17 protein-coding genes are annotated in these 12,249 nt (G+C 44.4%); 9 read left to right on the top strand and 8 right to left on the bottom strand.

Going from position 1 to position 12,249, the window contains the following annotated elements; all coding sequences use genetic code 11:
• Positions 1-192: 192 nt before the first annotated feature.
• Both GF309_11255 and GF309_11250 read right to left on the bottom strand, forming a co-directional pair.
• Positions 193-813 (bottom strand): methyltransferase domain-containing protein, encoded by a 621-nt coding sequence (locus tag GF309_11255; GenBank protein ID MBD3159357.1) that lies wholly within the window; start codon positions 811-813, stop codon positions 193-195.
• 33 nt (positions 814-846) lie between these two features.
• Positions 847-1,566 carry a cupin domain-containing protein gene (locus GF309_11250; protein MBD3159356.1) on the bottom strand — a complete coding sequence of 240 codons (720 nt, stop codon included), beginning with the start codon at positions 1,564-1,566 and terminating at the stop codon, positions 847-849.
• On the opposite strand from GF309_11250, the gene GF309_11245 reads away from it, so the two are divergent.
• From GF309_11245 to GF309_11230, 4 genes are all read left to right on the top strand, one after another.
• A complete protein-coding gene (locus tag GF309_11245; protein MBD3159355.1) occupies positions 1,558-2,937 on the top strand; it encodes a hypothetical protein in 1,380 nt (459 codons plus the stop codon). The genes GF309_11250 and GF309_11245 overlap by 9 nt on opposite strands.
• Complete coding sequence (locus GF309_11240; protein ID MBD3159354.1) at positions 2,907-3,161, top strand: DUF3795 domain-containing protein; 255 nt, start codon at positions 2,907-2,909, stop codon at positions 3,159-3,161. The genes GF309_11245 and GF309_11240 overlap by 31 nt, the downstream gene beginning before the upstream one ends.
• A 126-nt stretch (positions 3,162-3,287) precedes the next feature.
• Entirely contained in the window at positions 3,288-3,449 is a 162-nt protein-coding gene (locus tag GF309_11235; GenBank protein ID MBD3159353.1) for a hypothetical protein, read from the top strand.
• A 497-nt stretch (positions 3,450-3,946) separates the two neighbouring features.
• A complete protein-coding gene (locus tag GF309_11230) occupies positions 3,947-4,540 on the top strand; it encodes an HD domain-containing protein (GenBank protein ID MBD3159352.1) in 594 nt (197 codons plus the stop codon).
• Positions 4,541-4,594: 54 nt separating this feature from the next.
• Here the strand turns inward: GF309_11230 and GF309_11225 are convergent, their stop codons facing one another.
• Positions 4,595-5,410, bottom strand: a complete 816-nt coding sequence (locus tag GF309_11225) for a Fe-S cluster assembly protein HesB (protein MBD3159351.1) — start codon at positions 5,408-5,410, stop codon at positions 4,595-4,597.
• 192 nt (positions 5,411-5,602) lie between these two features.
• Here GF309_11225 and GF309_11220 point away from each other — a divergent pair, with 192 nt between their 5' ends.
• From GF309_11220 to GF309_11210, 3 genes are all read left to right on the top strand, one after another.
• Positions 5,603-6,475, top strand: a complete 873-nt coding sequence (locus tag GF309_11220) for a hypothetical protein (GenBank protein MBD3159350.1) — start codon at positions 5,603-5,605, stop codon at positions 6,473-6,475.
• Between the two features lie 36 nt (positions 6,476-6,511).
• Positions 6,512-7,105 carry a hypothetical protein gene (locus GF309_11215; GenBank protein ID MBD3159349.1) on the top strand — a complete coding sequence of 198 codons (594 nt, stop codon included), beginning with the start codon at positions 6,512-6,514 and terminating at the stop codon, positions 7,103-7,105.
• A gap of 81 nt (positions 7,106-7,186) precedes the next feature.
• Complete coding sequence (locus tag GF309_11210; protein MBD3159348.1) at positions 7,187-8,194, top strand: hypothetical protein; 1,008 nt, start codon at positions 7,187-7,189, stop codon at positions 8,192-8,194.
• 39 nt (positions 8,195-8,233) lie between these two features.
• Here GF309_11210 and GF309_11205 read toward each other — a convergent pair whose 3' ends face one another.
• Together GF309_11205 and GF309_11200 are read right to left on the bottom strand one after the other, a co-directional pair.
• A complete protein-coding gene (locus GF309_11205) occupies positions 8,234-8,551 on the bottom strand; it encodes an MTH1187 family thiamine-binding protein (GenBank protein ID MBD3159347.1) in 318 nt (105 codons plus the stop codon).
• Positions 8,552-8,634: 83 nt separating this feature from the next.
• Complete coding sequence (locus GF309_11200; protein MBD3159346.1) at positions 8,635-9,123, bottom strand: ester cyclase; 489 nt, start codon at positions 9,121-9,123, stop codon at positions 8,635-8,637.
• A gap of 224 nt (positions 9,124-9,347) precedes the next feature.
• On the opposite strand from GF309_11200, the gene GF309_11195 reads away from it, so the two are divergent.
• Positions 9,348-10,175: an SAM-dependent methyltransferase gene (locus GF309_11195; protein ID MBD3159345.1), complete on the top strand. Its 828-nt coding sequence runs from the start codon at positions 9,348-9,350 to the stop codon at positions 10,173-10,175.
• Between the two features lie 53 nt (positions 10,176-10,228).
• On the opposite strand, the gene GF309_11190 is transcribed toward GF309_11195, so the two are convergent.
• Positions 10,229-10,672 carry a hypothetical protein gene (locus GF309_11190; protein ID MBD3159344.1) on the bottom strand — a complete coding sequence of 148 codons (444 nt, stop codon included), beginning with the start codon at positions 10,670-10,672 and terminating at the stop codon, positions 10,229-10,231.
• A gap of 62 nt (positions 10,673-10,734) precedes the next feature.
• Here GF309_11190 and GF309_11185 point away from each other — a divergent pair, with 62 nt between their 5' ends.
• Entirely contained in the window at positions 10,735-10,920 is a 186-nt protein-coding gene (locus GF309_11185; GenBank protein MBD3159343.1) for a hypothetical protein, read from the top strand.
• A 30-nt stretch (positions 10,921-10,950) separates the two neighbouring features.
• On the opposite strand, the gene GF309_11180 is transcribed toward GF309_11185, so the two are convergent.
• Entirely contained in the window at positions 10,951-11,172 is a 222-nt protein-coding gene (locus GF309_11180; GenBank protein ID MBD3159342.1) for a MarR family transcriptional regulator, read from the bottom strand.
• A 66-nt stretch (positions 11,173-11,238) separates the two neighbouring features.
• Positions 11,239-12,066, bottom strand: coding sequence for a hypothetical protein (locus GF309_11175; GenBank protein MBD3159341.1), 828 nt, complete (start codon positions 12,064-12,066; stop codon positions 11,239-11,241).
• Positions 12,067-12,249: the final 183 nt, after the last annotated feature.

The following is a 12,249-nucleotide window of genomic DNA, read 5'->3' as shown; positions in this document are numbered from 1 at the left end:
CGATGGTTGCGATATTCTTCTTCTCTGACCGGGTTGTGTTTGACATCGTGTTCATCGTGTTTCACATGACATACCACTCAGATTTAGTATATAATAGAAAGCCACTATATGGGGTCACAATCGGTAGTCACAATTTGTGACCATAAGTTGTGAGGATATCTGGGAGAAACGATTAATCCGCCACAGCAAGCATCAGATGGAGGTAAGTCTGAAATTGACAGTGAAGTTTTTGTCTTTTCCAAGTGACTCGAGAACGGTGAAGCCCTCGCTTTCTACGAGATTGCATACTGTATCTATTGAAAGATGATCCGGATCGCCCGGCTGTTCTGTAATTGAGAGCAAACCGCCATTTCGAAGTACTCTGCCCATTTCTCTTATGCATAATCTAGGCTGTGGAACTTCACCAAGCACAGCTACTAGAAAAGCCACATCACATGTATCACTACCTATTGGCAAAGAGCATCCATCACCATGGATTGAGGCAGCATTGGCAATGCTTTGTTTCTGTAGTCGTTTTCTGTTCCTTTCGAGCATTTCCTTCTGAATATCGACCAAAAGAAGATGTCCTTCTGTAAGAGCTTTCGCAACTTCAGGACTGAAATATCCAGGCCCTGGTCCCAGCTCAAGGACGCAGAAATCCTTTGCTAGCTGCAAACGGTCCAATAGTTCGCTGGGTGAGAGTATGAAGCGACGAAAGGGATTCATCAGTGTGAAAGAAAATTCATACGGACATACCCCGTTTCCAAAGAATCGCCCCACTGTGCTTCTAATCCTGCCAAAAAGGGTATCTTCACTGTGATTCTCTTCGTCCATGTAATCCACAGTCCAAAGAATCCTGTTGTCACTTTATTTTGCGTCCCATGCTAGCCAAATGAGCTGAACATCTGTCCTCGCCTCAATCTGATGTACTACGCTTCTAGGCACATAGTAAATCCTGTTCTTTTCCATTTCAATGGTTTCGTCATCGATTACTATCTTCCCCTTTCCATCCAAAACAATGAAAGCTTGGGGCCATGGATCGATTTCTCGCTCTTCATTTAGCACGGTACCAGTGTCAACATGATACCATGCTGTCCTCAACGCATTCCAGTAGACCAATGGGATTGGGCGAGCACCATGGGCTTGACCCGCCTGTTCAACCCGGAGTTCCTTGTTTTTCAGCCGCCCTGGTACGAAGAAATAGGTTGCAAGCCCTTTGATAGCTTCCATTGCTTCTGCACTTCGAGCCGGGTTCAGGAATTCAAAGTCAATCGGACGCTTTTCATCCATACTTGAGCGACCTGCCAAGGCAAATGCATCTGCTTCTCCTTCTGCAATATCATGCAAAGTTTGTGTTGTCATAGTTACTTTCAAATCCCCTTTTTTTCCACCTTTTTCGATGCTACTAACCCCTGTCTCTTTCTCCAAAATGAGGGTAGCAGTTTGACCAGTGTCAGTCAATTCGACAACAATCGTGATAGATTTCTCGGCATCAAATATGAGATCAGCATAGAGTTCAGAATCATTTTTGAAATCTCGAAGGGTATTAACCAAGTCTAACAGGACAATCACCAGTTTATGATGCATTCCGCTCACTTATTGCTGTTATCAAGAATGCGAGAGAAACAGAAAGACAAAAGTATTGGTTGGTCTGTGTCCATTTGGGCCACCACTGGCTTCAGGGAACTGAATTTGAATCGAAAAGTAGCCGCCATTCTAATTACTACCATAATCCTCGTAGCCTCCGGACTGACCGTTTTTTTTTTGCTGTTACAGCAAGCAAGTGAACCAACTCATACGGACACTGCATCAGAATTTGTAGATAACGTTCAGATATGTGAAATTCATTACAATCAGACTCTCACAGTTGATCAGGAATTTTTTGAAGTCTATATTTCTGAAGGTTATACCAAAGAGCAGCTTTCTGGTTGGTATATTACAACATTCGATGAGGAGGGCATGCTTAGGCTGCCTTTAGTAAGTAGCATCGACGCAGAAGATTACATCGCAATCTACGGGGGGACTGGAGAAGATGACTTGGACGCCAGTGATGGATCAGCAAGCATTCATCTTGGTTTGACAGATAGACTGCTTGACCCCTCAGGAGATGAAATAGGGCTCTTCACGGAGGTTGGGAATGTCATTGACTATGTACGCTATAGTGGTGGCAATGGTGACGAAACTTATGACGGATGGCCTGACGAGGACAACGGACCTTCGCTTCCTTCGAATCACAATGGGTCTGTGTCTCTATTTGGTTTTGAATCAGCAAACACAAGCAAGTGGATGGAGAGTCTTATTTCTCCTGGGCGCCCCAATGTGTATGGCTTTTTGGCAACTGAAACCGGCTATAGAGTTACAATTACAAATGGTGTGAATCGTGACTTCTCTTTCGATGGGATTGACGATAAAAAGACACTCGATAAGAGTGAGAAGGTAGATGTTTACAATAAGAGCGGCGTTGACGGAGACTATGTTAAGGAAATAAAGGAACACATCGCCTATAGCTTGGATTTCTACCATAAGAAAGGTTTCACTAGAGGTCCAGTAACCTACAGGCCAGGTAGAATCAATATTACAGTGCTTAAAGGAACGACCAGTGAAACGGTAGGCAAAGCATCAACTAAAGGTCACATTATAATTGAAGTAGGCAAGAAGGAGAGCAAAGCCGACTTGAAGTACGTCTGTGAGCACGAACTAATGCATCTTTTCCAGTTCAAGACTGAAAAGAAAGGCAATGATACAGTAGATCACGCACCGGTTCAAAACAAATTCTGGATTGAAGGACAAGCAACCTACTGGGGCATAGAGTCTACACGGGCTAACTACAATCTGACACATAAGGAGATTCAGGACGAATTCAAGAATGTCAGTGACCATAACTGGTATGAACATTATACTGATTTGAACCGTTCAATCTTCAAGGGATGGGGTGGCTTGGTCAAAAGGAAGGCATAAGTGAAGCTATCGCCAAGGGCATGTATTGCAAAGGTTGTCATGGCGACCGCACAACTCATTGGTCTGCAGATTGCTGGATTCTAGAGTGCTGTGTTGACGAAAAAGGCCTTGAGCACTGCGATGAATGTGATGGTTTTCCATGTGATAATCTTGTGGACTGGTCAAAACAGAATGAGGACTATTCAGCTGCGCTTGAGCGATTGAAAGAATTGTACTCACAGTGAGATGCTGACTAAGGTACAAATCATCAAGTCCTGCTTCTATCAATTCCTTTCTGAATTGTTTTATCGCGTCATACTTCCCCAATTACTAAAAGGTCACAGGAAACATGTTTACATTAGTGACAGACGATGCCATACAAGTACGAATGCGATATCTGTAATGCGGAACTTATGGGCACATCTCGGGGCGCTGTTGCAAAATCTATCGAAAAGCACTCCGAACTCACCCATGATCAAAAGCTATCTGCTTTGGAGTTACAGAAGCAGAAAGAACGAATCATTCCAGCTTAAACCCTTCTCCTCACACCTTCTTCTTTTTCTTTACTGATGATTAAAAGATTCTGACATAACCCTATAGAGATACTCTGAATATTCGGGGAAAAAGCAATAAGAATTGAATTGGATTAAATTGCTGATAAACGATGAACGAAAAAACTAAGGGGAACCCCGAGATGTTTCTCGCAGAAAACGGATTGGCAAAGTCATTTTCTGGCTTGGTGTAGTTCTGGTAATTGCTACTGTTCTAGCACCATTTGTCGTATCAGTACTTGCATATACAGGAATGGAAGTTCAATTGGGATTCTATGAGATCTTCTTAACCCCTCTGTTCATCTTTGGCATCATCATGGTTATCCTTGGAATAGCTCTTGCATTGTTCCCCGGCTTTTCCAGAGATGGACTGTGGATTATGATGACCGGACCCTTTGGAAAGACGACCTAATTGTGAAGCGAGGGAGTTGGGCATCGGGGCCGTTATACCCAAATAGCACCATTTGCCTCTCCGTATCATGTCTTCTGATAATTCATTGGCTCAAATAGAATTCCTCATAGAGATTGACAAGCTGAAGAAAATACTGAGACAAACATGGCTTGTTGACAACTCGAGACAAGAGAATTCAGCTGAACACACATGGCATGCTGCCCTATCAGCCCTCATTTTCAGTGAATACGCAAATGAGTCTGATCTTGACCTTCTGCATGTTATGAAGATGCTCCTTATTCACGATTTGGTTGAGATCGATGCCGGTGATACTTTTCTATACGGCGACCATCTCGATTCGGAGAAGTACGAGGCTGAACAGGAAGCGGCCAAACGAATTTTCGGTCTTCTTCCTCCCGAACAGGGACAATCTCTCTTGGAAATTTGGGAAGAATTTGAATCGATGTCAACACCTGAAGCGAAATTTGCCAAGGCTGTTGATTCACTTCAACCAATCTTGATGGCATACGGCAATGAAGGGGCATCTTGGAAAAAGCACAATCTCCACAAGGCTGATGTTCTGGAGAAGAAAAAGAAAATTCGGCTGGGATCGGAGCATCTCTGGAAGCTGACTCAAGAGCTACTCGATGAGGCTTCAGAACGCGGTTATTTTGGTGATTAATAGAATACACTAAGAACTCTCTGTAGATTCAAAATACCAAATGACCAGGGTTGATTATCTTGGAAGACGGTATTTTCCTGTATCTGTTTGTTCCACTAGTTGTTCTTTCTCCAACTCTCGAAGCACTGTACTGATTTGTTTCTGATTTGGTGTTACCATCTCAGTCTGGGAAATCAGCTCTTGTAGTTCAAGTGGTTCAGAAAATGTCAAAACCTTGATGATTTCCCCTCTGAGCTGTCTAGTAGATCCTTCGAATCTTGTTTGCTTTGTGCGGGGCGATATCCCTGTTGAACTGGAGGTGAGGACTTCCGAGCCATAATCCATAAGCGCATTATGCCAATCACGAGACCTTCCTTTCAAGAGGATTCTGTCCGCAATTTTTTGCAATTCTTTTTTGGAAGTCTCCTTCGTAGCAAATCCTGCTGAAATGAGAACCCGCCTAATGTTTGTATCAACTGTGGAAATATCCCTGTTGAATGCAAAGATAAGAATTGAGCGCGAGGTGTACGGTCCAATGCCCTTCAGATTGGTTAGCTCCTCGATAGTCCGAGGGAACGACCCTTTCTCAACTATCTTCTTTGCTGCGTCTCTCAACCATACCGCTCTTCGGTTATATCCAAGCCCACTCCAGATTTGCATTACTTCCTTTATCCCTGCATTGGCAAGATCATCAATTGTGGGGAATGTCTCCATGAATTGCTTGAATTTTGGGACCACCCGATTAACCTGCGTCTGCTGAAGCATTATTTCAGAAACAAGCACGGCATACGGGCTATTGTCCCTTCTCCATGGTAGGTCGCGTGCGTTTCTTCTCCACCAGTTCATTATCTTCTGTTGAAAGGCTTGTATTTCATCAACATCAGAATTCAAAGATTACTCACCGAGCTTCCCACGTTGCTTCTTATTGGGTGATATATCCATTGTCAAATCGCTATTGGTTTTTCGAATTTGGATGGCACACTAAGCAGGGTATCCTTCGATTGTTTCATATGTACCGCCGTGCCAAGTTTATTATGGCTTTCAACTCGCGGAGTCATAGAAGTATTCACTCAGGTGAAAACAATGGAATCTGAAGAACCTAGTCATCTTGTCTTTGAAAGGTACGTAATCAGTCTGGTTGCTATAGCCTGTGCGATTGTCTTCATCGTAATAGCAGCCATAGGTCCACTCGGCCTCGGAATAATGGAGCACAGATCCTCACAATCCGTGATTTGGCAACTTATGGGTCAAGATTTGGCTGACCTGATACTAATCACGCCAATTCTTCTCATTGGTGGTCTAGCTCATTTGTTGAGAAAGGAATGGGCGAAGTACTTCTTGATTCTCCCTCCGGTGACCCTGATTTACACTGGGCTTACCTATGGAATCGGCCAAGAGTGGAATAATCCGGCATATTCGGGCAATATCGAACATTACTTCGGATTACTCATTTTTCTCGTTATTGGCGGTCTCATCCTTGGAATGAGCAGTCTGTCCATGTTTGAACCTGATGATGCACCTACATTCAACCCACGGAATCTCAAAATCTATGCGGCAGTGATGTCCGTCCTTCTTCTGCTGTTCGCCATGATGTGGTTGGGTGAGGTGTTCCAAGTCCTGAATACAGGCGGCACAGAGTCGGGAACTTATGAGAACACACCCAATGTCTTCTGGGTTATCCGCTACTTCGATCTTGGTCTAACTATTCCATTAGGATTCATTTCATTGTATCTACTACTTACACGCCCCCGAACTGCGTATCCTGTCATTCTGCTTTTCTTTGGCTTCTTTGTAACGCTAGGAACTGCTGTAAACGCGATGGGATGGGTGATGTTCTTGAATGGGGATCCCGAATTACAGATTCCTGCCCTCGTGATTTTTGGAATACTTGGGGCGTTGTCCTACGTTGGTCTTCTTTATCTGGTGAAAGACAAATTACGTAGAATAACGAGTTGAAACCAGAAAGAAAATTGAATATTGGTGACAAGGTAATTGAAAACGCTAATTGCATTCGGAACAAGGTACGGAGCTACGGCTGACACTGCCGACCTTATCGCAACGGGACTAAGGGAAGAGGGAATTGAAACCGATGTTGTTAATCTGAAACGCCAGGATGTTGACGATCTTTCTGTCTACGATATGGTTGTCATAGGAAGCGGCATAAAAGCCTCAAGGTGGACCAAAGAACCCGACCAATTCCTTAAAGACCACAAAGAGGAACTACAATCGAAAATTACAGCTCTATTTGTTTCCTCAGGTTCCTGGCCATTTACTACTGGCGATGGAGAGATGGGAGCCGAACAAGAAGGTGGACTTTACTCGAAGCTTGGTGTCAACAAAGAAGAAGCGTACCAACAGTATGTTGTTGATAAGGCAAATGAACATGGCTTGAACCCGGATTCAATCGAAGTTTTTGGTGGCTTCTGGGATTTCGATGCTATGGGTTTCCTGTGGAGGTTGCTCTTACGAGGCCTTCGAAAGGATCTGGAGGCTCAGGGCGTTGATACTGACAAGCCCTATGATAACCGTGATTTGGATAGAATACGGGAATGGGCTGAGGAACTTGCGTCTCTGCTTAAAAGCTAGAAGGTAAGATTGCCAAAGCTGGAAGAAACAAGCAACGAAATCATATAAGCCCCCATCAATTCAACTAGAAGGGTTTACAATATGCGGCACGCCATCCCCTCAAGAAAGATAGCTATTGTTCTACTTACATGTCTTGCATTTTCGCTACTACTCGAGCAGTCTGCATTTGCTTCTCTTTCTACCGCTCAGTTCTCGGGAGGTCTTGTGGTAGACCATGAATGCATTTCTCTTGATGAAATCCCTGATGAATGGCTTGAGCAAGCCAAATCTAACTTGAAGATACACTATGCTCACACAAGTCATGGTGGACAGATTACAACAGGGCTTCAACGGATTGAGTCTGCAAACGCTACTTTCAGTTGTGCAATAGGTTCTGGCAATCTCCCCGCCGAAGAGGGGGCACTCTGTATGCTTGATGGGAACCCTCCACATAGCTACATTACGCCAGAACTTTACTGGTCAACTGCAGACGGGCTATCCACAACACAGAACACCCTCGATAGCAACCCAGCATTGACAATCTCACTTTGGTCTTGGTGTTGTCAGCTTAATCACTATTCTAGTTCAGAAGTACAGAATTACCTTGATGCGATGACTTCTTTGGAGAACGATAATCCAGATCTGATGTTCATCTACATGACCGGTAACGCTCAGAGTGGTGGTTCAGATGGCTATACTCGCTGGCGGAACAATGAAATGATTCGCCAATATTGTATTGAAAACAACAAGGTACTCTTTGACTTCGCTGACTTGGATTGCTGGTACGAAGGAGAGCATAGTACCTATGAACACGCAGATAGTGGGGAAACTTACGATGTTCCCATTGAACATGAGGAATTCAACGGTAACGAAGCAGGTCACACAACCTATAGCAGCTGCGAGCAGAAGGGCAAAGCCTTCTGGTGGTTAATGGCCCAGCTCGCAGGCTGGTCCACAGAAACAAGCTCCACTACAACATCACCGACAACGACAACAACTACTCCTAATGGTGCTTCCACCGAATTAGATTACATAATGCTGTTAGGAATCGGTGGGGCCATCGGGGGTATCATGGTTGTGGTTGTAGTTATCTTACACCAAAGGGATTAGATCGTACCGTTAGGGAATGGGCAAAAAACCGGGGGGATGTCAGGAAATCGCATCTACCTTGTCTTCCATTTCTCGTCCCTTATCTCTTCGGTCATCAATCCGAAGCAAAGTAGAGACCCTTTCTGCACCAGCATCAAACATTCTTTCATGCGCGGCTTTCGTGACCTCTAGTATTTGATCAACACTATCCGCTTCAATGATTGAGCTCATCGGCGTATGCTGAACCCTGATTTCTGGGAAGGAATCGATTTCTTTTACTGATTCTTTGACATAAGAGCTTAAACTAGTACCCACCCCGAAAGGGGCTATGACTAGTTCTGCAATGACTTTAGTTGATTTCGATTGCTCTTCTGACAACTTGTTACCTCAACTTACTCTAAGCTATTATGCCCATAGAGTTTTCCTTTTGATAAGGCAAAACTCCGCGCCTAAACCTAGGACTACCCAGCATCTTCTGGAAAGACTTTCTTGCCTTTCTGTGTGTACTCGATCAAACCAAGTTGTTTCATGAAATTCAACGAGTCGTCGACTTCTTCTCCCTCCACAAGCTTGCCATCAACTACGCGCCAGATGAATACCATCTCCATTTCTACTTTCTTGCCAGTTGGTGGTAATGGAACTCCAAAAAGATTCCAGTCGCCTGTGTGAGTGCCTTTGGCTATGACGCGGACCCACACCTTATCGCCCTCAGCTATCATTTCTTGAATGGATTCGTACCAATCGGGGAAACCTTTGAAGGCTAGAGTGAATAATTGCTTGAACGCTTCTCGACCCTCGGTTTGATGTGTATGGTCAATATAGTCTGCTACTACTAACTCATCGAATATTTCCAATTCTCGGTTATTATATGCTTCAATAAACCTGCGAATAACTGCCTTATTCTCAGTTGGAGAATTGGCGTATTCTCTCTTGTCTTGCACAATTGTCATTGTAGAAACCTACAATAATGTTGTAATTAACTATATTTAACCATTAGGTTTGTGACTCTTTTTGGTTTTCTTCTCACCACTAGAAAAAACGGAATCATTCATTTGGAATACTTTCCTGTGCAGTGCGAAACACTTGCCCCGGCGGCTTCCTACAGAAACGAGTATTTGGAAAACACTCTGAGTCTGAATAACGCTTTTTTGTTTGACCTGCAACTGACTATTGAATGGTGGATGAATCTATGCCTCGACGAGGGAACGACAAAGATGCTTTAGATGAGGCAGAAGCTGTGCCATTCACTGCAAGGCTCATCGCATACCAGCGCGCGCAGGAATACAAACGTGAAGACCCACTTATTTCAGATCCTTTCGCCGAAAGACTAGCAGGTGATTTGGAAGACTACCTCAACAAACACAGACGCTACGAACGAATGGATTATCCGATTGTACGGGCCCACTACCTTGAAAATGAGCTGCTAGCACCATGGTGCGAAGAACACAACAAATCTCAGATTATCCTCCTTGGAGCGGGGCTTGATACCCGGGCGTATCGATTTGCTCCACTTGATGATGGGAATCACACTATCTTCGAAATCGATTTCCCAATTGTCATCAAGTACAAAGAGGAGGTTCTAAGAGACGCAAACTCTTTGTGCAACGTCATCAGGGTCCCTGCTGATTTATCAACTCCAAGATGGAAATTTCGGCTTATTGATGGGGGATTCTCATCCGAAATTCCAACCTTCTGGATACTGGAGGGAACTGGATACTACCTACCTAGAGAGGCATTTGTTTCTGTATTGGAAACAGCAGCCACCATGAGCCCGGAGGATAGTGAGATTTTCGTTGATGCTTGCGTACGAGCTTTGGCTGAAGTCAGCTTTGGCGCATTCATGACGCATTTCAAGTGGGGAATCAATCCAGAGGGAATCCAACCCCTCTTTGCTGAAAACGGGTGGTCCGTAAATTACTCGTTTGCGGATGAACATGATCGAGGAAGAGATGTTGGTCAGAAGGGCTTTCTTTTCGTTCACGGAGACCGATTTTTAGGTTGATGATTGTACATTCGCTCCCGCATCATCTCCCAGTAACTGATGATTCATCAATACTATTCACGACTAATACCGACCTGAACAGGCATGGATTGTCCCCTGACTTCTGCGATTCTGGCTAGAAAGCCTCCAATTGCACCACTGAAGAACCAGATTTCATATGGTTGCGTTAGGACTTGATTCTCTAAGAAAGATAGCTGAGCGAGTATGATTTGAAGAACCAGATTTGCGGTGTATGCGAGTGCTAGGAAGAGTACACCTGCAAGCATGCCTCGTACCAATGCACAAATGCGGTATTTCAGACTACAGCCTCCGCCAACAAGCTTCTGATAGGTAATGGGGACAACAAGAACCGGTATGCCAATTAGGAACACCAGTGAATATGCATTATGGCTGAAGAACTGCAATGAGAAGAGTCCTGTAAACGTGAGAATGAGGTAAATCGGTGTCCAATACTTGAGAATCCATAACCAGCTTCGGGCGGCGCTTATGTTGTTCAAAAGGAATCACTATACATGATTTTTATCAAATTGCTAATTATGTATTGGATGTGGCAACAATTATGGGCTCCACTTCTTGTCGAGATTCGACAATCCTTGAAGAGGGAAAAGAAATCTATCGAGAAACCCGTGAAAGAGTCTCTCTCTCGATAGCTGCCACTATGAGGAGAGACGGTATCGAGTCTCTAATGACTCATGATCAAGCCTTCAAGCGGATTGAAGAAATCAGAGTAATCGACCCAGTTTAATTAATGCAGCAAGCAAATTACCTCTTTCATCTACGATTGTTCCCCTTGACGCACATAGAGTGGGCTCCGCATATCTTGGAGGTTCGGGATTTTCCGACAGAGGCTCTTCTTTCTCAGAATCCTCAGATTCCGAGTCACAGTGCGTAGTGGAATGTTGAGATTGTCGCTTATCTCCTTAGGACTCATAGGCCCCTCCTCTTCTAGGCCTTGCAGTATCACAATTTCACGTTCGGTATATGATTCGGCTGTCATCTCTTTCACCTCTTGATGGAATATTCAGCTGTGAAATGCGCCAGCTTGAGAGGATTGTATCTGGTATCACAGCAGTTCACTCCCTTCTGGCGCTAGTTCTTTGTAGTGTTGCATGTTGTCAGGAATGTAGGCCTCTAGGAAGGTATCCACTATCTGATCTTCATCGCGGTATACTCCATACTGGTCAAAGTACTTCAACAGGTTCCTAATGTCTCGGTATAGGAGTGCTTCTACCTTGTGCATGGAGCAGTAGGTGTCAACCTTGTAGGCCTGAGGAACATCGATAATCCATGGATTATCCTTCCACCAAAGGATGTTGAATGGACTGAGATCACCATGAACGTAGTTTACTTCTCGATAGAAGAGATAATACTGTTCTAGAATCTCATCCAAAGCCTCATTGGGCCTGTCAAGTACGACATCATTCAGCTGCGGTGCTGGACTGGTACCCTCACCGACAAATCTCATCGTGAGATAGTTGCCTACTCTTGAAATCGGTGTTGGAACCCTGACTCCAGCTTGGAAACTGTTCCAGAGAAGATCGAACTCTTTCACAGCTAATGCTTCCATTTTTCCCTGTGCAAAGGCACCTCTTTTCTTCGAAGCCTGGGCACTATTCCACAGCCTGTATGCCTTGAGGATGATAGGATGTCCTTTCCACCCTGCTAAGAAGATTGAAGCCTCCTTTCCAGCAGCGATTTGATAACTTACTCTGGTCGCTAGGCCGAAACTGATAGCATGTTGTCTAACCGTGTCGAGGGTCAGCTCATGAATAGCAACGTCTTTTCCTCTGCGGCCACCTCTCTGTTGTTTCCGTTTTCTAAGTATGGCACTTCCCTTATCGGGATTGAATTTCTCGATTGGCATTTTGTTGTATTTCTTGTTTGGTTTCACACGTGATCATATTCAGTAGCGCAATAGTAACAAGAAGATGTCTCTAGAATGGTGTAGGCTGCTGAAGCCCATCTGACACCACGTGTGAGAATATCAAAGTAGCAACATAAGCAAGAAGCAGCAGTGAACCTCTAGTTCACGGCAACACCAGTGCAGACATCAACCGATTCCGAAATAGCATTA

Source organism: Candidatus Lokiarchaeota archaeon (genome assembly GCA_014730275.1).
Classification (GTDB): Archaea; Asgardarchaeota; Thorarchaeia; order Thorarchaeales; family Thorarchaeaceae; genus WJIL01.
This window is presented reverse-complemented; position numbering and strand designations above follow the sequence as displayed.

Bases quoted from the DNA above. Each gene is read 5' to 3' on its own strand.
- GF309_11210 (MBD3159348.1), top strand. From the start codon at position 7,187: ATGCGGCACGCCATCCCCTCAAGAAAGATAGCTATTGTTCTACTTACA.
- GF309_11235 (MBD3159353.1), top strand. From the start codon at position 3,288: ATGCCATACAAGTACGAATGCGATATCTGTAATGCGGAACTTATGGGC.
- GF309_11185 (MBD3159343.1), top strand. From the start codon at position 10,735: ATGGGCTCCACTTCTTGTCGAGATTCGACAATCCTTGAAGAGGGAAAA.
- GF309_11195 (MBD3159345.1), top strand. From the start codon at position 9,348: ATGGTGGATGAATCTATGCCTCGACGAGGGAACGACAAAGATGCTTTA.
- GF309_11245 (MBD3159355.1), top strand. From the start codon at position 1,558: ATGATGCATTCCGCTCACTTATTGCTGTTATCAAGAATGCGAGAGAAA.
- GF309_11240 (MBD3159354.1), top strand. From the start codon at position 2,907: ATGGGGTGGCTTGGTCAAAAGGAAGGCATAAGTGAAGCTATCGCCAAG.
- GF309_11180 (MBD3159342.1), bottom strand. From the start codon at position 11,172: ATGACAGCCGAATCATATACCGAACGTGAAATTGTGATACTGCAAGGC.
- GF309_11200 (MBD3159346.1), bottom strand. From the start codon at position 9,123: ATGACAATTGTGCAAGACAAGAGAGAATACGCCAATTCTCCAACTGAG.
- GF309_11220 (MBD3159350.1), top strand. From the start codon at position 5,603: ATGGAATCTGAAGAACCTAGTCATCTTGTCTTTGAAAGGTACGTAATC.
- GF309_11250 (MBD3159356.1), bottom strand. From the start codon at position 1,566: ATGCATCATAAACTGGTGATTGTCCTGTTAGACTTGGTTAATACCCTT.
- GF309_11255 (MBD3159357.1), bottom strand. From the start codon at position 813: ATGGACGAAGAGAATCACAGTGAAGATACCCTTTTTGGCAGGATTAGA.
- GF309_11230 (MBD3159352.1), top strand. From the start codon at position 3,947: ATGTCTTCTGATAATTCATTGGCTCAAATAGAATTCCTCATAGAGATT.